General features: G+C 40.0%; 19 protein-coding genes and 2 tRNA genes. 9 read left to right on the forward strand and 12 right to left on the reverse strand.

What is annotated here, in order from left to right; genetic code table 11:
* Window positions 1–50: 50 nt before the first annotated feature.
* The 4 genes from MQE36_RS06750 (at window position 51) to MQE36_RS06765 (ending at window position 5,426) form a co-directional block, all read left to right on the forward strand.
* Entirely contained in the window at window positions 51–2,423 is a 2,373-nt protein-coding gene (locus MQE36_RS06750; protein ID WP_242938408.1) for a TonB-dependent receptor, read from the forward strand.
* 24 nt (window positions 2,424–2,447) lie between these two features.
* A complete protein-coding gene (locus tag MQE36_RS06755) occupies window positions 2,448–3,281 on the forward strand; it encodes a hypothetical protein (RefSeq protein WP_242938409.1) in 834 nt (277 codons plus the stop codon).
* A gap of 69 nt (window positions 3,282–3,350) precedes the next feature.
* Window positions 3,351–3,830, forward strand: a complete 480-nt coding sequence (locus tag MQE36_RS06760) for a DUF4625 domain-containing protein (protein WP_242938410.1) — start codon at window positions 3,351–3,353, stop codon at window positions 3,828–3,830.
* A 3-nt stretch (window positions 3,831–3,833) separates the two neighbouring features.
* Complete coding sequence (locus MQE36_RS06765) at window positions 3,834–5,426, forward strand: DUF4625 domain-containing protein (RefSeq protein WP_242938411.1); 1,593 nt, start codon at window positions 3,834–3,836, stop codon at window positions 5,424–5,426.
* Between the two features lie 97 nt (window positions 5,427–5,523).
* Here MQE36_RS06765 and MQE36_RS06770 read toward each other — a convergent pair.
* From MQE36_RS06770 to rseP, 6 genes are all read right to left on the reverse strand, one after another.
* Window positions 5,524–5,597, reverse strand: a tRNA-Asn gene (locus tag MQE36_RS06770).
* Between the two features lie 79 nt (window positions 5,598–5,676).
* Window positions 5,677–6,696 (reverse strand): cytochrome d ubiquinol oxidase subunit II, encoded by a 1,020-nt coding sequence (locus MQE36_RS06775; RefSeq protein WP_242938412.1) that lies wholly within the window; start codon window positions 6,694–6,696, stop codon window positions 5,677–5,679.
* A complete protein-coding gene (locus MQE36_RS06780) occupies window positions 6,693–8,000 on the reverse strand; it encodes a cytochrome ubiquinol oxidase subunit I (protein WP_242938413.1) in 1,308 nt (435 codons plus the stop codon). Before MQE36_RS06780 ends, MQE36_RS06775 begins: the two co-directional genes overlap by 4 nt.
* A 236-nt stretch (window positions 8,001–8,236) precedes the next feature.
* Window positions 8,237–8,950, reverse strand: coding sequence for a methyltransferase domain-containing protein (locus MQE36_RS06785; RefSeq protein WP_242938414.1), 714 nt, complete (start codon window positions 8,948–8,950; stop codon window positions 8,237–8,239).
* A gap of 226 nt (window positions 8,951–9,176) precedes the next feature.
* Window positions 9,177–9,250, reverse strand: a tRNA-Asn gene (locus tag MQE36_RS06790).
* Window positions 9,251–9,437: 187 nt separating this feature from the next.
* Entirely contained in the window at window positions 9,438–10,763 is a 1,326-nt protein-coding gene (rseP, locus tag MQE36_RS06795) for an RIP metalloprotease RseP (protein WP_242938415.1), read from the reverse strand.
* A gap of 165 nt (window positions 10,764–10,928) precedes the next feature.
* On the opposite strand from rseP, the gene MQE36_RS06800 reads away from it, so the two are divergent.
* The 4 genes from MQE36_RS06800 to MQE36_RS06815 all read left to right on the forward strand — a co-directional run bounded on the left by MQE36_RS06800 (window position 10,929) and on the right by MQE36_RS06815 (window position 14,208).
* Window positions 10,929–11,603, forward strand: coding sequence for an SCO family protein (locus MQE36_RS06800; RefSeq protein WP_242938416.1), 675 nt, complete (start codon window positions 10,929–10,931; stop codon window positions 11,601–11,603).
* Window positions 11,604–11,709: 106 nt separating this feature from the next.
* Window positions 11,710–11,958: a FeoA family protein gene (locus tag MQE36_RS06805; RefSeq protein WP_242938417.1), complete on the forward strand. Its 249-nt coding sequence runs from the start codon at window positions 11,710–11,712 to the stop codon at window positions 11,956–11,958.
* A complete protein-coding gene (gene feoB, locus MQE36_RS06810) occupies window positions 11,955–14,066 on the forward strand; it encodes a ferrous iron transport protein B (protein ID WP_242938418.1) in 2,112 nt (703 codons plus the stop codon). The genes MQE36_RS06805 and feoB overlap by 4 nt, the downstream gene beginning before the upstream one ends.
* Before the next feature lie 7 nt (window positions 14,067–14,073).
* Window positions 14,074–14,208, forward strand: coding sequence for a FeoB-associated Cys-rich membrane protein (locus MQE36_RS06815; protein ID WP_242938419.1), 135 nt, complete (start codon window positions 14,074–14,076; stop codon window positions 14,206–14,208).
* 64 nt (window positions 14,209–14,272) lie between these two features.
* Here the strand turns inward: MQE36_RS06815 and MQE36_RS06820 are convergent, their stop codons facing one another.
* Window positions 14,273–15,229, reverse strand: coding sequence for a nicotinic acid mononucleotide adenyltransferase (locus MQE36_RS06820; RefSeq protein WP_242938420.1), 957 nt, complete (start codon window positions 15,227–15,229; stop codon window positions 14,273–14,275).
* A 129-nt stretch (window positions 15,230–15,358) separates the two neighbouring features.
* Between MQE36_RS06820 and MQE36_RS06825 the strand changes: the two genes are divergently transcribed.
* Window positions 15,359–16,360, forward strand: coding sequence for an NAD(P)H-dependent glycerol-3-phosphate dehydrogenase (locus MQE36_RS06825; RefSeq protein WP_242938421.1), 1,002 nt, complete (start codon window positions 15,359–15,361; stop codon window positions 16,358–16,360).
* Here the strand turns inward: MQE36_RS06825 and MQE36_RS06830 are convergent.
* Genes MQE36_RS06830 through MQE36_RS06850 form a run of 5 tightly spaced genes read right to left on the reverse strand, consistent with a single transcriptional unit; the run spans window position 16,357 to window position 26,523 of the window.
* The gene (locus MQE36_RS06830; protein WP_242938422.1) at window positions 16,357–17,262 is read right to left on the reverse strand and encodes a carboxylesterase family protein; all 906 of its coding nucleotides are present in this window, start codon (window positions 17,260–17,262) and stop codon (window positions 16,357–16,359) included. The two genes, MQE36_RS06825 and MQE36_RS06830, sit on opposite strands and share 4 nt — an antisense overlap.
* 2 nt (window positions 17,263–17,264) lie before the next feature.
* Complete coding sequence (locus MQE36_RS06835; RefSeq protein WP_242938423.1) at window positions 17,265–18,152, reverse strand: mechanosensitive ion channel family protein; 888 nt, start codon at window positions 18,150–18,152, stop codon at window positions 17,265–17,267.
* A gap of 56 nt (window positions 18,153–18,208) precedes the next feature.
* Window positions 18,209–20,566, reverse strand: a complete 2,358-nt coding sequence (pbpC, locus tag MQE36_RS06840) for a penicillin-binding protein 1C (RefSeq protein WP_242938424.1) — start codon at window positions 20,564–20,566, stop codon at window positions 18,209–18,211.
* Between the two features lie 56 nt (window positions 20,567–20,622).
* Window positions 20,623–20,934: an antibiotic biosynthesis monooxygenase family protein gene (locus MQE36_RS06845; protein ID WP_242938425.1), complete on the reverse strand. Its 312-nt coding sequence runs from the start codon at window positions 20,932–20,934 to the stop codon at window positions 20,623–20,625.
* Window positions 20,935–20,994: 60 nt separating this feature from the next.
* The gene (locus tag MQE36_RS06850; protein WP_242938426.1) at window positions 20,995–26,523 is read right to left on the reverse strand and encodes an alpha-2-macroglobulin family protein; all 5,529 of its coding nucleotides are present in this window, start codon (window positions 26,521–26,523) and stop codon (window positions 20,995–20,997) included.
* Window positions 26,524–26,549 lie beyond the last annotated feature (26 nt).

Below are 26,549 nucleotides of genomic sequence, written 5' to 3' on the forward strand. Positions count from 1 at the left end.
TAAGAGGTTGTCTTCGCCAAATATTCTCGAAACTTAAAGTATCTGTTTTAATGACCCATAAAATACTAGGTATATGGCTATACTTTAGCCTATGCACCATTGCTTTTGCGCAAACTCCGCTGAAATTTAAAGGATTTGTGTTAGATGCAGACACGTCAGAGCCTGTAGAAGGCGCATATATTATAGGAAGTGACCACTATGCAGTAACGTCACCCACAGGTGAGTTTGCTATTAAAAACATCGCTGAAGGGGTTCGTTCCTTTAAGGTTAGCCATATTGGTTATCAAACTGAAAATGTGACGATCCATGTCTACCCGGAAATGGAGGTTGTCGAAATTTTATTAAAAATTGCTGCCAGGGAAATAGAAGAAGTAGCGGTTTATGGAAAATCCAGGGAGCAACGCGCCAAAGAGGTTCCTGTAGTCAGCTATTCTGTAGATAAGGGTTTTTTAGATCAAAACAGGGAAAACAGCTTAATGCAAACCCTTGAAAAGTTGCCGGGTGTAAGTACTATCAGTATAGGCTCGGGACAATCTAAACCCGTGATCAGGGGCTTAGGGTTTAACAGGGTAGCAGTAGTTCAGAACGGGATCAAGCATGAAGCGCAGCAATGGGGTAGTGACCACGGGCTGGAAATCGATCAGTATGGTATTGAATCTGTACAGATTATAAAAGGCCCCGCATCTTTGTTGTACGGATCAGATGCTATTGCAGGAGTCGTAAATATAGAATCACCTGCCGTTCCTTTGAAAGATACTTTCGAAGGAGAAGTGAACTTGCTGGCAGAAAGCAATAATGATTTGTTTGGAATATCAGCAGGCATTCAGCATAGAAAGGATAAATGGTATTATCGCGGACGTTTAACCTATAAAGACTATGGAGATTATAAGGTTCCTACCGACCAGATACGGTATGAAAACTATATCTTTCAATTACACGATAACAACCTGAGAAATACAGCCGGCTATGAGGCCAATGCCAGTACAAGTGTCGGGTATCTTTCAGAAAAGGTAAAGTCGGAAACCTTTATAAGCAACGTTCATGCTAAAAACGGATTTTTTGCCAATGCTCATGGTTTAGAGGTGAGGACTTCCGGTATCGATTACGATCATTCAAGTAGAGATACAGACTTGCCGTTCCATAAAGTGAATCATTTTAAGATAACAAACAACACTACGGTCCTGGCAGGTGGTCATACATTACACATAGATCTTGGTTTTCAGAACAATGCTCGGGAAGAGCATTCAGAACCTGTGCCTCACGGGTATATGCCAAAACCGGATAATACAAAAGAAAGAGCATTTAACAAGAATACCTATACGCTGGGTTTTCGAGATAAGTTAAAACCTCTGGGAGAACACCGTCTGGTAGCCGGGTTAAATGCAGAATATCAGGATAATAATATTGGTGGATGGGGCTTCTTAATCCCTTCCTACCAGCGTTTTACAGTAGGAGGGTTTATATATGATCAGTATGAGCTCAATCCTGATTTACACTTGCTGGCCGGCCTTCGGTATGATTACGGAACTGTAGACACTCAGTCTTATTACGACTGGTACCAGTCTCCGGTAAATGATGCCGATGGAACGACCTCTTACGAATACCGGCAAAGGGCGCGGGATAAACATTTGAGCTTTGGGAATTTCAGTGGATCGGTTGGCGTGAGTTATATAAGGGGTAATACTACCTATAAGCTCAATTTGGGGAAAAGTTTTCGGATGCCATTGGCGAATGAGTTGGCATCAGACGGGGTTAACTATCATATGTATCGTTACGAAAGGGGAAATGCAGAACTGGATGCTGAAGAATCATATCAGCTGGATGTTGATATAGAGCATGCCGGAAAAAAGCTTATGGTTGGTATCAGTCCTTTTGTTAACTACTTTGGCAATTATATTTACCTGAATCCGACTCCGGAATATTATGAAACATTGCAGATATATGAATATACACAGAGCAAGGTGTTTCGGATAGGAGGAGAACTTAGGCTGGGTATTGAACCGATTAAAAACTTACGGTTTGATGTGGCGGGTGAATATGTTTATTCTGTACAGACCAATGGAGCAAAAGAAGGGTTTACATTGCCGTTTTCGCCACCTTTATCCGGGCTTTTTACAGGGAGCTACCAGTTTGAAAAGTTGCTTTTCCTTAAAAAGTCATTGCTTACAGCCTCATATAGAATCACCGCTGCTCAAAACGAAATCGTTCCCCCGGAAGAAACCACTGCCGGGTATCAGGTACTCAACATGTCTTTAGAAACCGAACTTAACCTGATCCGTAAAAAAACTCCGCTCAAGGTAAGGGTAAAGCTCAATAATGTATTTGACGAGAAATATTTTAATCACACCAGTTTTTACAGGCTTATAGATGTGCCGGAGCCGGGCAGGAATATAGCTGTATCTCTTATACAAACATTCAATTAATATTAATAATTAAACACAATCATTATGAATTTAAATTTTAAATCTTTTGCCATTATTTTATTCACAGGAATCTTTTTGTCATCCTGTAGCAGTGATGATGATGCCCTGGACCAACAAGGTGATATCAATCCGGATAGATTTGACAACCTTGAAATTGGAAATGCCGATCTCAAAGTGCCCCAGACCAATCCGGATCTGCATGTGCAGTTTGATTATACCGGAATACAAAAAGTAACGGAAGTATATTTTGACATTGAATCCATAAGTATCAAAACCCCGGTCAGTGATGAAGTGGATTGGAGAGTATCCGATTACCTGATTCCTGAAAAATACTATGAAGGCCAGCGCAATCCTCACATTCATTACCACGTACTTTTTGATCCCGAAAATGAATATTTTCCCAGTACACGCCCGGCCGAAGGAGTTTATAGAATGACTATTACCGTGGTTGAAGAAGGGGGATCTAAAAGTGTCTTGACCAGCGAATTTGAGGTGGTTAAACGATTCTTTGATGTGGAAATAGGGCATGACGGACACATGCACTTTGGTAGTAGTGAATTACATACAGAGTTTGAATATCAGGCAGGCGATAATACTGTTAGCGAAATAGTCTACGAGCTATGGTTTGAAGAATGGAGAGAAGGACAGAATGTTCCGGCTGGTAGCTGGGATAAGGAGTTGTTTTCCATCCCGGCTGAACTTTATGAAAACACAAAGAATCCTCACATTCACTATCATTTACCTGTTAACCCGGAATTTCCGATAGGTGATTACTGGCTGAATATTTATGTGAAGGATACAGGATCAGAAGAAGCTGTAAAACTGTCAGTACCCTTTAGTGTAGTTGCAGAAGATTAATTCCTGAAAATAGACAATCTCATGCCGTACGGCATTGTTAAAAAGTCGTACGGTTTAAAAAAAAACAATATGAAAACATATCCAAAGTTATTGCTGATGCTTTTGTCGACCATATCGCTGCTCGCTTGTTCAAGCAGTGACGATAATGAGGTTGATAAAGATAAGCCTACAATCAGTGTGAACTACGCTGGGGGGTTCCCCCGGTCATGCGAAATATTAGAAAGAGGACAGACCTATACATTCAAAGCACAAGTAGCCGATAATGTCGCTTTGGCTTCGTATAGTCTGGATATCCACCACAATTTTGATCATCATACCCATGATGACCAGGGAGCACAATGTAATTTGGAAGCTATTAAACAAGCTGTTAACCCTATGATTTTTATGAAGAACTATACCATTGAAGGTGGAGGGACTTCATATGAGATAAACATTGATCTAACCATCCCTGAAGATATTGATACAGGCGATTACCATTGTCAATATTCCGTAACCGATCAAACCGGGTGGCAATCCAGAACATCAATAGATATAAAAATAATAGACTAGAAAATGAAAAAAAAGGTATTAAACGGTGTTTTTTTCCTCCTCTATGTATGTGTAACAGCCCTGTCTTCTTGTGAAACAAAAGATGATGATGTAATTAATACACTGGCCAGACCCGATATAGATTTGAAGGAATTGGGTTCGGGTCATGACTCACCCAATGATAAAATGGGTTATATAGGTCGTGATATTCATGTTGAAGCCGAAATTGTTGCTGAAGGCTCTATTGAACAAATTGAACTGGTGATAAAACAAACTGACGGTAGCTATATGTTTAATAAGGTATATACGGACGAGCAATATGTCGGGAAACTAAATACTGTTTTCCATAAGCATCTTGATATTCCGGCAGAATCGGTTGAAGGGAATTATCAGTTTTATTTTATTGTTACAGATAAGTTGGGACAAAGTACAGAAGTGAAATCGGAGTTAACATTAAAAGATTATGGAACTGACGCTCCGGAACCGGAAGTGAAAGAATATGAAGGTGTAAAATTGATCGTTACCTATATTCATAACAATTCAATAGACCTGAGAGAACCATTTTCTGATAGAAATGATGTTTTACAGGCATCATCCGTTAATTCGAAGATATCAACCGATATAAGGTATTTTGTAGCCAATATAGCTTTGTATAGTGAGTCGCACCTCGATTTTGTTTTTACCGGGTTAGATCTTCATTTTGATCATTTTCATACTTACCAACCTGAAGTAAGAAGCAGTATTGAGGCTCATTTGGCTACTGAGACTTATTGGAGAATGCACACGGCTGCTTCCTTTCAGAAGGGTACGGGAGACATCATCTATACAGGAGCTGAGAATGTGCTTAATGGGGTGTCTCCTGTTGTAATTAAAGGGGTGTCTGCTCCGCATGAAGGCATGGCAGTTGCTTTAGGCTCACAATATTTTGCGGTTACTGACACCGAAACAAATGAGGATACTCCCTCAATAATCAAGGTTGTGAAGTCTGACAATACAGTGGTCAAGCAATTTACCAATTATAAAAAAATATCAGGTTTCGCCAATTTCCGTATAGATTATATAGATCAGGCTGTTTTTGCCACAGATAAAAATTTATTAACCCTTAATATCGGGTATTCTACCGATTATAAGCTTATTGAAGGTACGATTCCTAATCCGATGTCATTTGGGGAAGAACCGTTCGACGAGCTCCATAATGTAAAAGATCTGACTAAAACATCGGTATTAGGGATTAAGAAAAATCAGGGTGTTTATAACATTGATTTAAAGACTAGGCAAATAGACCAATTGTTATCGTTGACCAATATTGAACTGGTAGTTTTTGATTTTGAAGATAAATTTTGTTATATCCTTACTTCGGATGGTATTTTAACAGCGTACAATACCAATGATTTTTCAAAGATCAACGACGTTCGGTTTAGGCTTAAAAACGGTAAGATACCCCGTATAGTTGCCTCGCGCAAATTTGTTTATGTGGCTTATGAAGGTGATAAATCAATTATGAGGTTCGGAGTTCCTGACCTGATACAATACAAATCTATTCATGTAAATGATGAGATTTCCGATATCGGGCTGGCAGGTAATTTGGAAGAAGTTATGATCAATAACCATAAATAAATCAATGCTCCTGATAGGAAATATAAAGATTGTAACAAGATTTTATCTCAACAAAATAAAACAGAAAAGCCATCCGTAATAGATGGCTTTTGTTTTGCTCCCCCTCTTGGGCTCGAACCAAGGACCCTCTGATTAACAGTCAGATGCTCTAACCAACTGAGCTAAGGAGGAATTTGAGGTTGCAAATATAAGGCTTTTTTGTTTTTTCCACACAAAATTTTTGGAAGAAATTTTAAATGTTTCTTAGGCTCTAAGATTCCAGTACTTTAATCATCTTAAATGATTTCAAAAGATGGAATAATCCAGGGAGAATGACAAGCCCCCCAACGATTAAAGAAATGCCTAATACTCTGATAACACTGTCCGGAGCAATTCCTTCCAGTAAACTCAGTTCTCCTTGTTTAGTGATCAAAACATATGGGAAATGAGCAATCATGGCCGCAGCAATGATCATGACAACCTGTAGCCCGGCATAAAAACGACTCAGGATCTTATGTCCTTTTTTGATATGGATCCAAAGAGGGATTAGAGTCAGTGCTGAAGCCCCGATTAATGAAACGCTAAAAGGATTTTGAATGAAATCTTTTATGAAGACATAGTTGTTTACATACCCGTACAGAATAAGGATACTGCCACTTAAAACTACTACAATTGTGGCAATAGCAGATTTTCTCCGGTAAATTTTTTCATGTGCTTCATCTGCTTCTCCGATCAGTAAAGTAGCTGAAAGAAATGCGCATAAAGCAGAAAAGAATATTCCTGTTAAAAAAGAAAAGCTGTTGAGCCAGGAATCAATATATACCTCTCCGAAACCGTATTGGTGAATAGCTTCCGGAGGAATAATCGAACCGCTGATAATACCCCCAAAGGTCATTCCCAACAACAAAGGGGTAAAAACACTTGAAAATCTAAACAAGCCGTTATAGATTTTTTGTGATTCGTCTATAACAGCATCATAATGCCTGAAAATAAAGGAAACACCTCGTAAAGTAATACCGATAAGAATGAGTGTTAACGGAATATGCAGGCTGATCATGATGATGTTAAAATAAACAGGAAACGCAACCCATAAGATAACCATCACAATAATGATCCATATATGATTAGCCTCCCAAATTGGTCCCATGACCCGGTAAATGGTCTTTTTAGTGATTTGCTGATTTTCTTTAGATGAAAATAACTCTACAATACCCGCACCAAAATCTGCGCCCCCCAGTAATACATAGAGGAATAAAGAAAAGGCCAGAAAGAATAAAACAACGTAGATCATGACTCAATAGGGGTTTTGTTTAAAACTTTAATTTGTCGCTGCATCAGCCAGGTAACAACTACCGCGAGTATAGTATATAGAATTACATACATATAAAAGCTGTAGACCATACCCGGCATAGGGGTTACCGCATCTTTTGTTTTCATAATATTGTAAATAATCCAGGGTTGTCTTCCCACTTCGGTTACAACCCATCCGGCCTCTAAAGCAAAGAAACCGAGAGGAGCCATAATGATAAAGAGGAGCCAGTATTTATTTTTAGCAGTCCATTTTTTCCTTTTATAACTTATAAAAAATATTAAACTGGCAATAACCAGTAATGTGCCAAGTCCTACCATGGTTTGGAAAGCATAATGTGTGATGGCTACGGGAGGGTGGGTGTCTTTCGGAAAATCATTAAGGCCTTTTACTTCAGCATCAAAATCTCCGAATGACAGAAACGATAAGGCTTTGGGGATGGCAATCTTATACTTGACTTCTTGCGTTTCCTCGTTTACAATGCCGCCTATGTATAAAGGAGCTCCCTTTTCAGTATTATAATGCGCTTCCATGGCAGCAAGCTTTACCGGTTGACGCTGCGCTATATCTTTGGCAGAGATGTCACCACTTATCGGTTGCAGAAGAGCCGCAATGGCTCCGAAAGTAACAGCAATTCTAAATGCTTTTTTATGGAGTTCAACATTCCGGTTCTTATAAATTTGGTATGCATGTATGCCCCCTACGGCAAAACCCGTAGCGGTAAATGCGGCTAATACCATATGCAATGCTTGTGAAAACCAGGCAGGATTAAGGAAGGCTTTTACAGGGTCAATATTTAGAAATTCACCATTAATATAATCAAATCCGGAGGGTGCGTTCATCCATCCGTTGGCGGAGACGACCAGAATCCCTGAAGCTACACCTGAAATGCCTATGATAATTCCGGTGATCCAATGAAATCGTTCGTTGAGTTTGTTCCAGCCATAGAGATAAAATCCTAAAGCGATAGCTTCGACAAAAAAAGCAGCACCTTCCAGCGAGAACGGCATTCCGATTATCGGGCCGGCGTGCTTCATGAACTCAGGCCATAAAAGCCCTAATTCAAATGATAAAGCAGTGCCGGAAACTGCTCCGGTGACAAAGAAGATGGCAACTCCTTTTTGCCATGACTTTGTAAGGGTCAGATAGATCTGATTACGTGTTTTCAGCCATTTGTAATGAGAGACCACCATAAAAAATGGCATAACCATCCCGATACAGGCAAAAATAATGTGGAAAGCTAAGGTAAAGGCCATCTGGAGTCTCGCAGCGTCAAGATTTTCCATAGTAATTATTGAAGTAGTTGTGTCTGACAAAGATAACGAAAGCCTAAGTTTTAAATGACATTTTGATTACAAAGTGCGTGGTTTTAACATATGAAATGTGTTTGTTGATCACAGGACTGTCAGGGAGATGGCAAAGGGATGAGTGGTCGGAAAACACAGAAGCCATCCGCAATGAATGACTTTTGTGTTTCAACTCCCGTTATGATTAAAAGATACAGCCATATTTATTGGTGGCTTTAATGGATGGTCTTTCTATAATAGCTATAATACATTCCGGCATTTAATTTTACTTGGTTTGTAGGGTAAATTCTCCCTAACGCATCTAATAAAGGTTGATAAACATTTACAGAATCAAATTTCTTTGATAATTCTTCTTTAATATTGGTTTCAGACAATAATAAATGAACTAATTCATGGTTTTGACACGTAAATTCTACTTCAAATTGTTCTGAAACAATGAGTCTGGTTTGATTGGTATCATAGGCGTCCAGGTTTTTGGCATGATCATAATCTAATCTGCTTACAGAAATTCCCATATCATCTAATACCGGGTTGTAAATTATTTCAAAATCACAACAGAGTATATTTCCGCCGGGTGTTAAATGATCAGAATAAAATTCTAACATTACTGAATCAATATAAAATAGGGATCCGAAAAAACACACCAGACTATACCCGGGGTTTAATTTATTTAGATTAGAAACATACTTTACCATTTCGTGCTTTTGTGCTTGTTGGATCATTGATTCGCTTGGGTCATATCCAACAACCTGATCACAAAATTTTGTCAAAGCAATAGTTGAATTACCAACGCCACAACCAACATCAAGTGCTGATTCAAATATTTGATTACCGATGCAGCGATCTAAAATAATAGTGTGTAGTGGAGGTCTATATGCTTTATAATGAAAAGCAGCGTCAAAGTTATATTCGTCATTATTATTTCCCATCAGCCTAAAATAAACAAAAACGTTTACACTATAAAAGTATAACCGCTTTATCAATAGGTGTTCTTTCCTCTTCCCTGTAGCAATCGGGACAGACAAAAAGCTCAAACCAACCCTGATCTCTATCGGGACTCTGATTAACAGTCGGTTTTGTTATATTGGGAGTGAATCAGTGTTATGAAATACTGCATACTAAAAAAGCCATCCGTAATAGATGGCTTTTGTTTTGCTCCCCCTCTTGGGCTCGAACCAAGGACCCTCTGATTAACAGTCAGATGCTCTAACCAACTGAGCTAAGGAGGAATTTGCTACTGCAATTTTGCGGATGCAAATATATGTATTAGTTTAATGTTTGCAAATAAAAATCAAGGAATTTTACGGAAATGCAGATTCGTTCAAAAGTGCTCATTATAAAATACCATCATCGATAGGTAAAATAATAAAGGCTACCTTTATTGGTAGCCCTTACACTATGATTTTTTGTTCGACTTTAATCTCCTGTTAACCAGCGATAAACATCATTTCCATTGGCAAATAACAGTAAGGCGATAAGCAGGAAGAATCCGACCATTTGAGCATACTCTAAAAACTTGTCGCTTGGTTTCCTTCCGGTGATCATTTCATATAACAAGAACATTACATGTCCTCCGTCCAAAGCAGGAATAGGTAAAATGTTCATAAATGCCAATATGATTGATATCAGCGCAGTAGACATCCAGAATGCCTGCCAGTCCCAAACCGGAGGGAACATTTTGGCAATGGTTCCAAATCCACCCACTTCAGTTGCGCCTTTTTTAGTGAAAATATATTTAAACTGTACAACATAATCGTGTAATGTCCAATAGCCATAAGCAAAACCTTCCCATACGGCTTCTCCTAAACCAAACTGCCTTTCTTTAGGGGTGACAAGGGCATTAGCATAACTATAGACCCCTAGTTTGCCATCTTCATCAGTTGTAACAGAGATAGAGTTAATTTTATTATTTCGTTCAATAACCAATTGCGTCTGGTAGTTTGGCTTATCTATCAGCTGATTGCCTATTTCATCAAAATATGTAATGGATTTACCATCTACTTTAAGAATCTTATCGCCTTTTATTAACCCTGCTTTCTCTGCCTGAGAATCTTCAATGATAGTATCTAAAATAGCGTCTGTACGTAGTTGAAAAGCAGGCATAAGGCCTTTATGAAAGATATAGTTGCCAATGGTGTCGGGTAAATGAAGCACTTCCTGGGTACCGTCCTGGTGTTCAACTTTTACATTCGATACATCCCGTACCAGCAAATAGCTGTTAAAACGAAGCGCATTGTCAAGCTCTTTGTCATTGACACTTATAATCTTATCACCGTCTTTAAACCCGAACTGTTTCATTTCCTTTGCAACGGCAAACCCGTTTGGCATATCTTCAGGTTTCAGTTGCTCCTGTCCCCAAACAAAAAGCACCATCATATAAATCAGGAATCCGAGGATAAGGTTTACAGTAACCCCTCCTATCATAATGATCAGCCGTTGCCACGCAGGTTTTGAACGAAATTCCCACGGTTGCGGAGGTCCGGCCATCTGATCCTTATCCATGCTCTCGTCGATCATCCCCGATATTTTTACATATCCTCCCAATGGAAGCCAGCCTATGCCATATACGGTTTCCCCGATCTTCTTCTTGAAAAGAGCGAACTTTACGTCGAAGAACAAAAAGAATTTTTCAACCCTGGTTTTGAATAACTTGGCCGGGATAAAATGTCCGAGTTCGTGAAGTACGATAAGTATGGATAAACTTAATAAAAGTTGTAATGTCTTAACTAAAATAGGACTCATATATCTTCTCTAAAATAAATTCAAAATCGCACAAAAGTAAGGTTTTAGATGTATTAAAGGAAACGAATATTGCTGAACCTTATAAATTTATGATACATTTAGCAGTGAAGAAGGCGCAGATGATCATAATTCAGTAATTTTGCAATTCAGAAAAGTCAGGTAAGCATGCTTCAATTCTTTAGTAAGTATAGGTATTTTTTTATAGTTCTCGCGGTTCTTTCGGCAATTATTATTTCACTGTTCTATAATGCTTTAAAACCCAAGGAAGTACTTCCGGTGTATCAACCGGCAATGGTGAACGCCGAACTGGTAGACAGCTCAATGCAATACATTAAAAAATATCATACGATCGCCGATTTTGAACTGACAAATCAAAACGGCCTGACAATTACTCAGGACGACTATAAGGATAAAATATATATAGCCGATTTCTTTTTTACGACCTGTCCGAGTATTTGCCCGATAATGACAGACAACATGGTCGATATACAAAAAGAGATCATCGATGATAAAGAAGTTATGTTGCTGTCGCATTCGGTAACTCCCCAAATAGATTCAGTTCCGGTGTTAAAGGCATATGCAGAAAAGAAAGGTGTTATTGACAGGAAGTGGAATATGGTTACCGGTGATAAAAAACAGATATATCAGTTGGCCAGAAAAAGCTACCTGGCGGTAAAAACCGATGGCGACGGAGGACCTTATGATATGATTCATACTGAAAATTTTATCCTTGTCGATAAAGAAAGACGGATCAGGGGTTTTTACGATGGTACTGATAAAGAAAGTATGGAACAGCTATTGCACGATCTTCAAGTGCTGAAAAATGAATACAAAGAGTAGTGAAATCGCTTTGTTAACAGGCTTTAACGTTTATTTTATGGATACAGGTTTCGCCATCCTGTTTTTTTATATTATTTTTGCTTACTTAAAATGAATCTAAATAAGGATGGCGTTAACAGTAGCAGATCTAAAAAAAGGAGAGAAAGGGATTATTAAGGAAATTTCTCTTGATGAAATTCCGATTAAATTATTTGAAATGGGATGTTTACCGGGCAATGAGATAGAACTCATTCAGCATGCGCCTTTTCAGGATCCGCTTTATCTCAATATCAATGGCTCTTATCTTGCCATTAGAAAAGAGACTGCACTTCATATAACCATTGATGTCATCGACCATAATATATCAGGGGTATGAGCAAACAGATAAAAGTAGCGCTCATAGGAAACCCTAATACGGGTAAGACTTCGGTTTTTAATCAATTGACAGGACTGAATCATAAAGTAGGTAATTATCCGGGAATAACAGTTGAAAAGAAAGAAGGTATCTGCAAGTTGCCAAGAGGGGTGAAAGCTCATATTCTTGACCTTCCGGGAACATATAGTCTGAATGCAACATCCCTCGACGAAAACGTCGTAATTGAGTTGTTGCTGAACAAAAAGGATAAGGATTTTCCGGATGTTGCTATGGTAATAACCGATGTCGAAAACCTGAAACGAAACTTACTGCTCTTTACTCAGATAAAAGATCTTAAGATTCCTACGATATTGGTTATTAATATGGCCGACAGAATGCGCAGAAAGGGAATTACCCTGGACATACCACTTCTGGAGGAAAAGCTGAAAACCAAAATAGCCGTTGTCAGTACAAGAAAGAATGAAGGGATCGATCGTATTAAAGAACTGATTCTTGACTATAAGAATGTGTCTTCCGAGCCATGTGTCAATGCATCGGTGATCGATGTAGAATATTTTGAAGGATTAAAGAACGCCTTCCCTAATCAGGATGTTTACAAATTGTGGCTGGTTATCACCCAGGATGTGAATTTTGTGAATCTGGACAGGAACCTGGTGAAAGATGCATCCAGTTTTTCTACCAAACCGAAATCAGAGCTTAAACGACTCCAGCAGAAAGAAACGATTTATCGTTATCAGTTTATCAACGGAGTCCTGAAAGAAGGATATAAGCTCGATATGAATGCTGCGAAAGGCTTCAGGGCTTCTTTGGATAAAGTCCTGACCCATAAAATATGGGGGTATGTGATCTTCTTTATGATCCTGCTTATTATTTTTCAGGCAATATACGACTGGAGTAGCTATCCTATGGATTTTATCGATGCGACATTTGCTTCTTTCAGCGAATGGGCGAAAGAAACATTACCGTCGGGAGCATTCACAAACCTGATCGCAGAAGGAATCATTCCCGGGCTTGGGGGAATTGTCATTTTTATACCACAGATTGCATTTTTATTCCTTTTTATCGCCGTTTTGGAAGAAACCGGGTATATGAGCAGGGTGGTGTTTTTAATGGATCGCTCGATGCGAAAGTTTGGATTGAGCGGAAAGAGTGTGGTGCCGCTAATTTCCGGTACTGCTTGTGCCATTCCTGCGGTTATGGCAACAAGAAATATAGAGAACTGGAAAGAAAGGCTCATAACAATTCTTGTAACGCCATTTACTACCTGTTCTGCAAGGTTACCCGTATACCTGATTATTATAGCCCTTGTAATTCCCGATCAAAGGTTTTTTGGAATGAACCTGCAGGGCCTTACCCTGATGCTGTTGTACCTTTTAGGGTTTGTGATGGCTGTAGTTTCGTCGTGGATATTAAACAAGGCTCTTAAAATAAAAAGCAGGTCTTTCTTTGTGGTTGAAATGCCGAACTATAAAATTCCTTTGCTAAAAAATGTAGTCTATACGGTTGTCGAAAAAACAAAGAGTTTCGTATTTGGTGCCGGAAAGATAATATTGGCAATTTCGATTGTGTTATGGTTTCTGGCCTCTAACGGACCGACAGATGATTTTACCAATGCAGAAGAAATTGTAAAAAATAAGTACTCGGAGGCTTCGGTAGGTCAATCGGTTTCTGAGACTGACATGGAGAATGAAATAGCCAGCTTCAAGCTGCAGAATTCGTATATAGGTATCTTAGGTAAGGGAATAGAGCCATTGATACAGCCGTTAGGGTATGACTGGAAGATAGGGATAGCCCTCGTTAGCTCTTTTGCGGCCAGGGAAGTTTTTGTAGGAACACTGGCAACGATATACAGCGTTGGAAGCGACGATGAACAGACTATTAAAAGTAGAATGGGGTCAGAGGTTAATGTCTTAACAGGAGGTAAACTTTTTAACCTGGCTTCCGGGATCTCCTTATTATTGTTCTATGCGTTTGCAATGCAGTGTATGAGCACACTAGCTATAGTAAAACGGGAAACAAACTCGTGGAAATGGCCTTTGGGACAGCTGTTTATAATGACCGGGTTTGCATATGTGGTGGCGCTGATTGCATACCAGGTTTTAAAGTAATGTGACGATGGATTTACAAACAATTTTAGTATACATAACATTAGCTGTGGCTGTCGGATACCTGGTCAGAAAGTTTTTCTGGCCCAAGCGGAGACAGAGTGCAGCAAAGGAATGTGGCAAGAACGATTGCGGTTGCCATTAAAAAAAAACCGCCCTTACAACGTTACTGTAAGAGCGGTTCCACAACCAATTAACCAACCGAATCACTAATTAACATCTATCTTTACTTTCCTGGCAGTACTCATTCTTTCAATAACCATGTCAGGATTATTTGTTTTAAACCGCTTTCTTCCTGTAATTCCAGTCTTTAAGTTATCTCCTTTCATATATTGTATGAATCCTCTTCCTTCAAATTGATAAACTGTTTCAGAACTTGGGTGGAATAACGCTATCGTTCTATCATCTATAACGGTCAATTCGAAGTAATCATTGTTCAGAAAATCATAATCCAATGTTAAAGTTTTTAAATACCGGTCTCCTGTAACATTGTAGATGTCATATTCACCTCTATAGTCCCAGTAGATATTATGTATGCCGGTTCCTTGCTTATCAATAGAAGATTGGAATTCCTGCACTGAAGCGTTAGCGGTAAACCGTAAGAAATTTTCCTCATCGAATTCATTGATAGCCCCGTAGCTGCTTGTGTACACTTTTTCCCATGCATCATATTCTTGCAGGAAGTATTGAATATTGTCGTAAAAAACAGCATCATAGTCGAAGTTGTATTTCATGTATCCATACAGGAAATAAGACGTGTTGGAAGGTCGGTGGTATAATTCTATTTCATTACTCCCATGCTGAATCACTTCCATTTCCCATATGCCGTCAAGATCGTGGTCGATTTCTAAAATCCGGTTATAGGAATCATAAAATCCCACCCGGATTCCATATCCATTGCCTTTGGAACCAAATCCGGCCAGGTTGTTGTTGGCCAATACATCGCCCCTGTTAAAGCTTAAGGTAAAGGCAATCTGAAGAAAAGGAACTTCCCCGTTGCCCTGAGTTTCATTAATATCCACATACCATAGATCGTAGCTGTTTAGTAATTCGTTTAAACTCAATCCTTCCTCAATGATGCCGTCATCTGTATAAATGTCAGCAGTACAGCTTGTTAATAGTATGGCTGTCAGAGCGGAAGCAAAAATTATTTTTATTGTTTTCATAACGATTTGCTTTTTGTTATCAGGTTGGAAATCAACGATTATGCCAAAATTTTAATTTATTGATAATCAACATTTAATGTTGTAGGGTAAATTTTAATTACTTTTGAACTCTGTATATGACATATTTTTATGGATAGTTCAAAGAAAATTGCAGTTGTAGGAGGGGGTAGTTGGGCAACTGCCATCGTTAAAATGCTTTGTGAAAATTTAGATGAAGTAGGATGGTATATGAGGAGTGTGTATGCAAAAGAGCATATTCTGAAAGAAAAGCACAATCCTAATTACCTGAGTTCGGTCGAGTTTCATACCGAACAGTTAAAACTGAGCAATAATATAAACGAAATAGCCGATTACGCAGATTATTTAATTTTTGTTGTCCCTTCGGCTTTTTTAAATCAGGAATTAGAAAAGTTAACGGTCTCCATAAAGGATAAAGTGATTTTTTCAGCTATCAAAGGAATCGTTCCGGAAACAGGACTCATAGTCGGCGAACACTTCCACAAAGTTTACGATATTCCTTATGATGATATAGGAGTCATTACCGGGCCTTGCCATGCAGAAGAAGTGGCCCTTGAAAGGCTTTCATACATTACCGTGGCAAGTGCCGATGAACAAAAAGCGCGGTTTATGGCAGACCAGCTTAGCAGTAATTATATCAAGACAAAAATATCAGACGATATTGTAGGCACCGAGTATGCTGCGATGCTTAAAAATATTTATGCAATTGCAGCCGGTATAGCACATGGCCTGGGGTACGGAGATAATTTTCAAAGTGTTTTGATGAGCAATTCAATTCGGGAGATGCGACGTTTTATCAAAAAGATCCATAAAATGAAACGGAATATCAATAATTCAGCCTACCTGGGAGACCTGCTGGTTACCGGGTATTCTGTATTCAGTAGAAACCGTATGTTTGGGAATATGATCGGGAAAGGGTATACCGTTAAAAGCGCTATGATGGAAATGAATATGGTTGCAGAAGGCTACTACGGAGCCAAAAGCGCACATATTATTACCCAAAATCAAAAGAGCAAAGCCAAAACCCCTATAATTGATGCGGTTTATCAAATCTTATACGAAGGGAAAGACCCTAAAAAAGTATTCGGCAAGCTTACCGACAAACTCGATTAATCTTTAGAATGCTGCAAGAACCAGTTGTATAGTTCTTCACTCCCATAAACACGTTTCCAGGTATCGTGCCCCATATCGGCATGAATAGTGAAACGCACGTCTTTATGCCCTGATTCTTCCAGTTTATTCATTCCGGCATAAAAGTATTCCGGTTTCACCGTACGATCCCTGCCGCCGGCAAAACACCAGACCGGTAGTTGCTCACTGGCTATCGGTTGCATCAACTCCGGATGTCCCCAGCCCACTACGGGTGCAATAGCGGCAAATCTGTCAGGGTGTTTGCTGGCCATATACCAGGTGCCAAAACCCCCGTAGCTCAATCCGGTGAGGTAGATTTGTTTGTCGCGAACCCTGTAGTTCTTTTGAACATAATCCAGCATGTGTATAAGATCGCTCTCCACACGGTACCAGCCGTCCGGTAATCCCGTTTCAGTAATACTGTCAAAACTTTTTGCGGGTAAAGGATCCATGATCCAGCTGGGTTTAAAAGGTTTGCTCTTTTCCGGAATGCTGTCTTCGTATCTTTTCGGGATAGAAGAGCGACTGCGGTTTTTAATATAGCTGACCTCTCCCATATTAAACATGTGAAGCTGGGGGGATATAATGATAAATGGTAAATCCCGATGCTGAATCCATGCCTCATTCAGTGGTCCATGAATCATGCTATACTCCAATTCGTCCTTGCCGTTTCCCCGTTCCCCGTTCCCGTGCAAGAAGAGTATTACAGGCCATTCTTTTTCTTTATTGGTCTCGTACCCTTTTGGTAGATACAAAAAGAATTCGCGTTCTTCATGGGCTATTTCACTGGTATAGGGCACCCTTAAAAGCTGCTCTTTGGAAATGTCATGATGAACATCAGAATATAAACTGATAACAAGAATAAATAAGGCAAAAACTTTCATGATTAAGAATCTTTTTGGATTTTTAAAGGAATATCCGGTTGATTTTTATAAAGTTTGATTTCTTTTACATCGGCAGGAAGGTTAAAGTCGGCTTCCACCAACTCTTGTTTGATCTCCCTGATGATGTTCCCTCTCAGAACAAGAGAAGAGACACCGTAATCTAATGTGCTGTTCCAAAAGTAAACTTTGAGGTTAACAGTACTGGGAGCCAGCTCGTCCTCGATAACAAAGTTCGTATGAAGCGTATCCTGCACAATATGTTTGTTGTTGTCCAGGATATTCTGAATAATCTTCTTGGCCGATTCAATATCATCTTCATAACCGATCCCGACAATAAATTCATTTCTTAAAAAACCATCGGCAGTATAATTGCTGACCGGCTTTATCAGAACATCTGCATTCGGGATATAAATATCACGGCCATCAAAAGTCTTAATATGGGTGTATCTGAACTGTAATGATTTAACCTTGCCGAACATGTCGTCAATTTTTATAGTATCGTCGATATTGAACGGGCGGTTAAAGGCCAGGATGATCCCGGATAAAAAGTTTTTACCGATGTCCTGAAAGGCAAACCCTAATATAATGGCAGCACCTCCTGCGGCAGTTAATACCCCGGTAGCAATATTGCTCAGTCCGGCAGCTTCAAGGGCGATCATAATAGCTATCAGGATCAGGGCTACCTTAAAAACCTGAATTAAAAACCTGGCCATTAACGGGTCTTCGGTTTTTTTAAGGATCCTCTTTTTGAAGAAGTTGGTAATTAGCTGAGCGATCACGATACCAATAATAACAATCAGGATTCCAATACATATTCTTGGAATTGTTTCGAGTAACTGATGATAGTATTCCTGAAGCGAATTATAGATGGTTTCGGTAGATTTCTTCATACAGCCTGTTTTTCAACAGAAAGTTAAGTAAAAAAGATGTAAAGACCGGTAAAAACCTATAAAGTTGTTTCTATTTTAAGCGCTTGTTTCAGTTCATTACCGAATTCATCAACTACAGTCAGCGTGTGAAAACCTTCATCTGGCAGTACTGCCAACTCGTGAAAATTTTTTGTCTGCCCTATAAAAGTTTCATCCATGTACCAGAAGACTGTGGTTTCCGGCCGCGAATGAGCCAGTTTCAGGATCAATTCATTTAGTTTTCCATCAAATCCTTTTGTCAATATAATTTCTGCATTCGGTTTCGGAATGATAAAATCCATTGCGGGCGTTGTAGCAATAATGCAGTTGCTTTTGTATGGCGGCAGGTCTTTATAATCTGCATTGTTGTTCTTGTAGTAATAGCTCATTAATGGCGGAAGGACGAACCAGGGTTGTGTTAATATTTTATCGGGTTTCATGCAGGAAGTATTTACCCTGAACTGTTTTTGTTGATCTAAATGGACCAGTTGATGAAAGGTACACGCCTTAAACCGTTGCCCGTTTGGAGGGATCAGTGTTTTTGTTTTTGGACATATTCCCGATGCAAGGTACCCGCTTTTCGAGCAAACTTCAACCTCAGTAAGGTCATCAAAGGGAGTGTCGAACCATTGGGTGTTTGGTAATAAATCAAATACATCAAATAATATAGGTGCCGCACTGCGGACTCCTGTTAGATCAGGTCGCCCTTCACCATCAGCATTCCCGACCCAAACGCCAACGGCATATTTTTTGGTCACCCCGACAGCCCAGGCATCCCTGTTACCAAAACTTGTTCCCGTTTTCCAGGCAATTTGCTTGGAAGAATCGAAAAACTCCCAGGCTTCTTCCCCTTCCGGGCGGTTTACTTCCTTCATGGCTTCAAATGTTAAAAAAATACTGCCTGCGCCATATGATATTTTTTCCTGTGATCTTTCAGAAAATGAAACCGGATCTGACGCCATTATAACGGGTTCCCGAAGTTCATTTGTATAATATTCACTGGAGGTTTGATTGTAGTGGTTGAGCGTAGATGCTAAATTTGCATAAGTCTTTGTAACATCCCAAAGATTGCTTTCGGCACCCCCTAAGATTAAAGTCAGGCCATAATGATCGGCAGACCTGTTAATATCCTTCAGGTTGAACTTTTTTAGCTCGTCCCTAAAACGGTCCAGTCCGTATTCCTGAAGTAATCTGACGGACGGGATATTTAGCGAACGTGCTAAGGCTCTTTTCGCCGGAATAGCCCCGTAGTATACTTTGTTATAATTTTCCGGTTGATAACCCGCAATTTTAGTGGGGACATCAGCAACCAGGGCATCCGGAAGTAATTCGCCGTTATCTAGCATGGCAGCATATAACAGTGGTTTTATGATGCTTCCGGTGCTTCTTGGGGCGCCAATAATATCTACGTCTTTTTCGTGTAAGTTGTCTGTAGGGGTATTCCCTATATAGGCTAACACCTTTCGGTTAGAAACATCCATGACCATCACAGCCGCGTTGTGAATTTCGTTTTGGCGTAAAATTTCATAATGTTGTTTGACAACCTGGTTAATTTGTGTCTGTAAGTCAAGATCAATAGTGGTTCTGAGACGTCTGCCTTTATAATCTTTATCGATTCGGTGCAACAGGTGTGGGGCTATACTGGGTAATGCGTAGGGTTTCTCGGGAAGCTCCTCTAAAACAGAAAGCTCATAAGTAAGCGAATCTATAACCTCTTCCTTAAATAATTTTTTTAAGAGATGATTGCGTTTTCTACGAAGTTGTTCCTGGTTTTTTCCCGGATAAATAAGTGCGGGAGCATTCGGTAAAACTGCTAGTGTAGCACTTTCAGCCCAGGAAAGTTGGTGTGGCTGGACACCAAAATAACGCCATGAAGCCACATCCAGACCAACAACATTACCGCCATAAGGCGCATGAGAGGTATATAATTTTAAAATGTCTGTTTTAGAAGCTCTCAATTCCAGGCGGGTAGCCAGAACAAGCTCGTTTAACTTTTCAAAATAAGTTCTGTTTTTACCTTTTCTTGAAAGCCTGATAACTTGTTGGGTTAAGGTGCTCCCCCCGCGGACAACCCTGCCCGATTTTATGTTTTGAATGAATGATTTAGCTATTGATACCGGGTTAAAGCCCGGATGTTGATAGAAGTATGCGTCTTCGAATTGAATGATACACTGAGCAAATTTGAAAGGAACACTGTCCACTTCCGGAAATCGCCATTGGCCGTCGTCGGCAATCTTAGCAGCCAGCAGTTTCCCGTCATTGCTTTCAATAACCGTTGCCGTGGGGTCTCTAAACAGATGTTTGGGTAAGCAAAAATAGTATGCGACCAGTAATAAGCATATTACCGATAATTTGAAAGGGTGTTTTTTGACAAATGTTAAAAGACGTTGCTTCATAATCTTAAGCTTGAAGCGTTACACGATAGTTGAGATTTGAATACTTCGGCGAGGTGTTATAAACTGCCAAAATCGTATTCACGTTCCACTTTGCAAATTCTGACCTTATACCACTTGTACCAGTCTTTTTGCCCTTTTCTCTGGGCAATAAGATGTTCGGAATTTTTTTTCCATGCGGTAATAGCTTCTTTGCTTTCCCAATAACTTACTGTTATCCCGATATCGTTGCGGGCACTTTCCACTCCTATAAATCCGGGTTGTCCCTTGGCGGTATCTTCCATAATCCGGGCCATTTCTGAGTAGCCGTGGTTACCTTCGGTTCTGACGGAAGTGAAAATAACAGCGTAGTATGATTTGTTGAACTCCATAGTAAAAAGAATAAAATTACTCGTTTGAGATGAATCAAACGAGTAATTCTTATAAAACATTTATTGAGTAACCTCTATCCACTGCCCCTGGGTCCTAACCATAAAGTCATTATCATACATGGCTTCACACTGAATACCCGGAAGGTAATATTTACCAAGGTAAGAAGCATTAAGTAAAATTCTTATGGTTTTCGATTTGTGCTTGCCAAGATCAAAATAGAAGTTGGCCCGGTCATCCCTGAGATCGGTATGAGTTACCTGGTTTGCTGCAAAATCCCCGAAATCGGTAAATCTGGTATTAATGATTTCCCAGCCGCTGGGGAATATTTCCGTGAGGGCAATGTTTTTGATGTCTTCCCCCTTTTTATTGGTAATTGTTACTTCAGCAATAAAATTAGTGCCCTGCGAAAGTTTCGAGATATCTATGCTTTTACCGTCTCTTCCTTTGTAGACTATCTGAGCATTCAGGTTTCGCTGTTCTGTCTTTTCTTCTCCAACAGCTAAGATTCCTGAAGAAAGGACATTCACAAATAAGGTTGCATCCCTGTTGTTCTTAATAGTAATGCTGTTGTCGCCGGTTATTACCGGAAGAGATCTGCCGGCCAGTGTTTTCTCTGAATTTACAGTCTCGTTCCTGCCATTGATTGTATACGAAACATGAATCCCCTTGCCTCCTATGTAAGATGCAAATTTTGCCATGGCCAATAAGCTGTATGCCGTACTTTGAGTGCTCATCCATTGTTTTTCGTTCAGACGTTTGGCTATGGTTTTGGCTATGTCTTGCCCCTTTGTCTTCTCATCTAATAAGATAAGTGTTTCTAAGGCCATTGCCCTGTTTCGGTCTGGTGAGCCATATGTATGGTAATCGTAACTCTTTGGTTCAAAACTAATATTGGCTGTTCCGAAGATCTCTTTCGCTGCACTTTTTTGTCCGACCAGAGCATATGCAGCGGCAAGACGGTGTTTGGCCTCGTTCGATATCCCTGATGTCTCTCTTAACCTGTTCATCGATGAAACATCGGCATTTCCTGACAGCGCAAGGGTGTATAGCCTGTATGCTTGTGCCAGTCCTGATCTTGAACTTGATTTTCTCCATTGCTTGGCTGCTTGCTTCTGATAGCTGATCCAGTTTTGTTTGAAGGCGATAGGAAGGACATAGCCTTTCTTTTCAGCTTCCAGTAAAAAGTGCCCGACATAAGAAGTGCCCCAGTCATTCGCATAATGCTGTCCATACCAATACGAGAAGCCTCCATTGGGGAGTTGGTGGCTTCCAAGTCGTTTAACAGCTTTTTCAATATTGTTCTGGATATCTTTTTTCTTGTCGTAAGTAAGGTCGAAGATATCGTCCAGGAATAACTGTGGAAATGCGGCGGATGTAGTTTGTTCAACACAGCCGTGAGGATACCTGATAAGATATTGCATCCTTCCGGAGAAATCCATCGGTGGAAGCGTAGAGAACTCTATCTGGGCGGTATTCGATCCTGCTACACCAAAGGTTTTAAGGTCGATGGACCGGGATGTGTTTGGCTCCAGGATGACTTCCTGCTTCGAGCTTGTAACCGGATTCGGGTTCATTACATCGATTTCCACCTCATAAGAGGCTTTCTCGCCATTTCCGGAAGCTTCAACAACAACTTTTCCAATGCCTGAATAGTCATTAATATCCAGATCAAAATAAACCATTTTCTCATCAGGTTGTTCGAAGCCCAGTCTTTTAGAGTTTTCACCGTTAACAGTGAATGACTTATTGTTCCTGATGCTAACGGTTACGTTTTTCACTTTGTTCTCCATGGCAAAGACCGTCACCGGTAATGTAACTTTTTCTCCCGGCGTTATTTTACGTGGTAAGGAAGCCAGGATCATAAGGGGTTTTCTTACCGGAGTGGTTTTTTCTGCCATGCCGTAGGCTTCCTGTTCCGGATTTCCGGCAATAACCATAGTCCTTACAGAACCGATATACTTGGGGATTTTCACCTCGTGGTTTTTGGTTGCTCCCTTCTTAAGACTGAAAGGCCCTAAATAAACAACCATAGGCTTAAACCTGTTGGCTTTTTTGTTTTTGGCGCCTGCGGCATCTTCATCACCACCAATACTGAATACCTGATCAATACGACCTCCGAATGCACCTATTACATCATCGTAGATATCCCAGGTTTTAACCCCCAAAGCCTCGCGGGCATAAAAAGTATTCCACGGATTCGGCGTCTTGAACCGGGTGAGATCCAGCAAACCGTCATCAACAATGGCAATCGAGTAGGTCATAGGTTTACCTTCTTTTTCAGAAACCTTGACGTTTATTTTTTCCTCAGGACGTAAGACATCAGGCATGCTGATCTGAGGCTCCAGCCTTGTTTCCGGATTTTCCACCATTAACGGAATTACACCATATAAACGGATCGGTAAGTCGTTTTCGGTGGAAGCGTGGGGTTGGATTAATGAGATGTGCATAAATACATTAGGTGCGTATACGGCTTCAACGGGAAGTTCGAATTTGGTTTCTTCCTGTTGCGTTTCTATCCAGATGGATTTTAGTACTTCCGTACCGTTTTCAATAGTAACCAAAGCCCTTCCGCCTTCACTGCTAGGGAAAGAAACAACGGCGTTTTCCCCAACATTGTATTTTTCTTTATCGGCAGAAAATACAAGCATGGTTGCAGCAGAAGGATCGGTTTTTCTCGATTTTCCTGCCCATCCCGGCCAGTCGATATATACTGTTTGCCCGGTGGCATGTCCGCCTGTAGGATCTTCAACCCTCACCAGGTAACGCCCCCACTCAGGGTATTCCAGTTCGAATTCAAACGTGGCCTTCCCATTGGTGTCGGTACTGATTGTTTTAGAAAATACGTTGTCATGGTGCTGAGAACCACTATAAGAAGAAAGGTTGTCTTCATCAGTATTCCACCACCAGCGCCATCTTACTTTGTAGATGGTGACTTTTAGTTCTTTAACCGACTTCGGTTTTCCGTTTTCGTCAACAGTGGCAACATCGAAACGATGCTTTACATCTGTTAATAACATGCCCCTGGCTTTATCTCCTTTCGGTACATTCAGACCCACATAAGTGGTGTAAGGCGAATAGGTTTTAGTGAAAACATCGGTACTGAAGTCACCTCCATTTTCATATACTTTGGTAATAAAGGAAGCCTTTAACATTCCCGGAGCCTTGTTTTCTAATTGAGGCTTGATGGTATATGATGCTTTTCCCTCCCCGTTTACGGAACCTTCAAAGACAGTCTGCTCTTCTGAAGAAAACTTTCTGGTAGGATCGTCAAAAATATAATTAGGGAAGGAGCTGAATGTGGTGTGTTGCTGGTTAAAACGGGCAACAATATCTGTTTTCAGATTTTTAGCAATGGCTCCATGAAGCCAGGCAACTTCCAGATTTGCAGTAACGGGAGTTTGGGAAGACAAGATCTCAGATTCAAAATCCGTTTTTATCTTTAACCGGTTTGGTTTGATGGTCTCGATTTTAATGTTCTTGCTGAAGTGAGCTCCACCAACAGAAACAGTTGCCAGCCAGTTGCCTGTAGGGGCATTGTCGTTGGTTTTTATCGTGAAATTATACAGTTTGTCGAGCCCCTCTGTTGCTATTTCCCTGTGGGTTACTTTTCCATAAGGATCTTTTAGCTCAAACTTTACGGGATGGTTGGCAGGTAGCGGATTCGCCTTGTCATTCAGCATAAAAGAAAGGAATAGGGTATCTCCCGGCCTCCAGACACCTCTTTCACCATATATAAAACCCTTAATCCCTTTTTGCAAGGAAACCCCGGAAACATCAAACTTACTGACAGAAAGCGCATTTCCGTCGTTTAGTTTTACATAGGTTTTCTGATTATTTTTTTCTGCAACAGCAAAATACGCAGGATGGTCCGCATCATAAATGTTGAATCCTTCCTCGTCAGTAACCACAGAACCTGTTTCCTGTTGCTGGTAATTGTAAAAAGTAACTTTGGCGCCAGCCATTGGTTTGGCCGTTACAAGATCAGTAGTGCTTACAAAATAGCTGTTGTTTTTTCCGGTTTTAACAGTAACGCCAATATCTGAAGCAAGAATGTTTGTCCCTGTTTTTTTTCCGTAATAATAGGAGTTTGAACAAGGGTCCTCTCTTTCAGACCAATTATAATCATAATAATAGTCGTCGTAATAATAGTTTTCGGCATTATCCCAATAGCTTTCTTCTGTAGGTTCTTCATCATAACTGTTTTCTTCAGTTTGGTTTTCGTCTGCCTCAGACGATCCTTCACAACGGTACGAGCTATACTTTTTATTGAAACTTAGTTCAACTCTGTAGATTGCACCTGGTTCCGGAGAAATCAGTTTCCTGAGGTCAATAGCATAAGCTTTCCACTTTCCGTTATTATTGGTAAGGTCGGTCTGAAGATTAATGGTTTCTCTGGCCACCGGACGGGCTACTCTTCTTAGATCACTTTGACCATTAAGGTCGTTGTATTGCAGAAACTGAAGAACATTGTTCTCGAATACCTTGATAACGGAAACATCTACGGCTTTCAAGTTTACAGCTTCAAAATTCACTTTCAGGTTGTTTGAGGCGGGTAAAATAGTTCCGCTTTGAAGAAAACGCAATTGTGGTTTTATTTGTTCAAAGGCAATAAGTTCTTTGAAGCCGTTCTTCATCTTATATCCTTCATTGCTCTGAATACCCTGGAAAATTTCTAACGACAGAGCGCCTTTAAGAGTTTTGCCCGGATAAACTTTCAATAAGTTTCCGTCAACTAAGAACTTTAACTTATCGCTGTTTTCAAGAGCTATTAATCCATTGAAATTTTGATTTTTCTTTAATGGGTCTGAAAAATTGATTTCCAGGTATTGTTGATCGGCATCAATAACTCTTACATGAACTATAGAGAAATTGTTTTTACCGGGAATGTTAATTTCTGTTTCACCTTTTGAATCAATCTTGAGCGGAGTTCCATTCCAGTTTAAAAGTACTTTCGAGTCGTCTTCAAAACGTTGAATACTGTCTATGGTGAATGATAACTGGGTTCCTGATGTTACAGACTCATCAAATTTTAATGCGATCTTTTTTCCGTTTTGAGTGGCTGAAACTAACTGTTTCGCCGTCTGAAGATCTAATATATCACTACTTCTGAGTGTAGCATCAATATATTGCCAGTCCTTACTGTACGATTGCAGGTGATCTGTTGTTATGTTGAATTCCTGCTTAATCGTACGGGTGGTAAAACTAAATTTCCTGAAATCTGACGGGATGTCAGGAATAATGTCGTCCAGATGAAGTGTTACCTTATATTCCGTGTTTTGAGTCAATGGCACTTCAGGGATAAACGAGATGGTCTGATTGTTCAATGCTTTTAATGTCCCTTTTACATCCGGAGAGATGTTAATCAGGTTGTTGTCCAGCAACAAATCGTTGGTCCAGCCCTCTACCGGGTTTCTGAGCACAATTCTAAAATCATCATGCGATGAGATCATGCCGGGAGAAACATCAGAGATATATTCCCGGAACTTGTATAGGTTTTCTACCTGTTCTTTAATTTCTTCTTTTTTGTCTTTACAAGAAAAAATAATCAATGCGATGAGGGGCAGTAAAAAGAGTTTGTTTAAACGCATGGTTAATTGTTGTTTGATAAAGTATG

This window comes from Zhouia spongiae, assembly GCF_022760175.1.
GTDB lineage: Bacteria > Bacteroidota > Bacteroidia > Flavobacteriales > Flavobacteriaceae > Zhouia > Zhouia spongiae.

What these genes read in the sequence shown, in the direction of transcription:
- MQE36_RS06750 (WP_242938408.1), top strand. Translation starts at nt 51, where the DNA reads ATGACCCATAAAATACTAGGTATATGGCTATACTTTAGCCTATGCACC.
- MQE36_RS06755 (WP_242938409.1), top strand. Translation starts at nt 2,448, where the DNA reads ATGAATTTAAATTTTAAATCTTTTGCCATTATTTTATTCACAGGAATC.
- MQE36_RS06760 (WP_242938410.1), top strand. Translation starts at nt 3,351, where the DNA reads ATGAAAACATATCCAAAGTTATTGCTGATGCTTTTGTCGACCATATCG.
- MQE36_RS06765 (WP_242938411.1), top strand. Translation starts at nt 3,834, where the DNA reads ATGAAAAAAAAGGTATTAAACGGTGTTTTTTTCCTCCTCTATGTATGT.
- MQE36_RS06775 (WP_242938412.1), bottom strand. Translation starts at nt 6,696, where the DNA reads ATGATCTACGTTGTTTTATTCTTTCTGGCCTTTTCTTTATTCCTCTAT.
- MQE36_RS06780 (WP_242938413.1), bottom strand. Translation starts at nt 8,000, where the DNA reads ATGGAAAATCTTGACGCTGCGAGACTCCAGATGGCCTTTACCTTAGCT.
- MQE36_RS06785 (WP_242938414.1), bottom strand. Translation starts at nt 8,950, where the DNA reads ATGGGAAATAATAATGACGAATATAACTTTGACGCTGCTTTTCATTAT.
- rseP (WP_242938415.1), bottom strand. Translation starts at nt 10,763, where the DNA reads ATGAGTCCTATTTTAGTTAAGACATTACAACTTTTATTAAGTTTATCC.
- MQE36_RS06800 (WP_242938416.1), top strand. Translation starts at nt 10,929, where the DNA reads ATGCTTCAATTCTTTAGTAAGTATAGGTATTTTTTTATAGTTCTCGCG.
- MQE36_RS06805 (WP_242938417.1), top strand. Translation starts at nt 11,710, where the DNA reads ATGGCGTTAACAGTAGCAGATCTAAAAAAAGGAGAGAAAGGGATTATT.
- feoB (WP_242938418.1), top strand. Translation starts at nt 11,955, where the DNA reads ATGAGCAAACAGATAAAAGTAGCGCTCATAGGAAACCCTAATACGGGT.
- MQE36_RS06815 (WP_242938419.1), top strand. Translation starts at nt 14,074, where the DNA reads ATGGATTTACAAACAATTTTAGTATACATAACATTAGCTGTGGCTGTC.
- MQE36_RS06820 (WP_242938420.1), bottom strand. Translation starts at nt 15,229, where the DNA reads ATGAAAACAATAAAAATAATTTTTGCTTCCGCTCTGACAGCCATACTA.
- MQE36_RS06825 (WP_242938421.1), top strand. Translation starts at nt 15,359, where the DNA reads ATGGATAGTTCAAAGAAAATTGCAGTTGTAGGAGGGGGTAGTTGGGCA.
- MQE36_RS06830 (WP_242938422.1), bottom strand. Translation starts at nt 17,262, where the DNA reads ATGAAAGTTTTTGCCTTATTTATTCTTGTTATCAGTTTATATTCTGAT.
- MQE36_RS06835 (WP_242938423.1), bottom strand. Translation starts at nt 18,152, where the DNA reads ATGAAGAAATCTACCGAAACCATCTATAATTCGCTTCAGGAATACTAT.
- pbpC (WP_242938424.1), bottom strand. Translation starts at nt 20,566, where the DNA reads ATGAAGCAACGTCTTTTAACATTTGTCAAAAAACACCCTTTCAAATTA.
- MQE36_RS06845 (WP_242938425.1), bottom strand. Translation starts at nt 20,934, where the DNA reads ATGGAGTTCAACAAATCATACTACGCTGTTATTTTCACTTCCGTCAGA.
- MQE36_RS06850 (WP_242938426.1), bottom strand. Translation starts at nt 26,523, where the DNA reads ATGCGTTTAAACAAACTCTTTTTACTGCCCCTCATCGCATTGATTATT.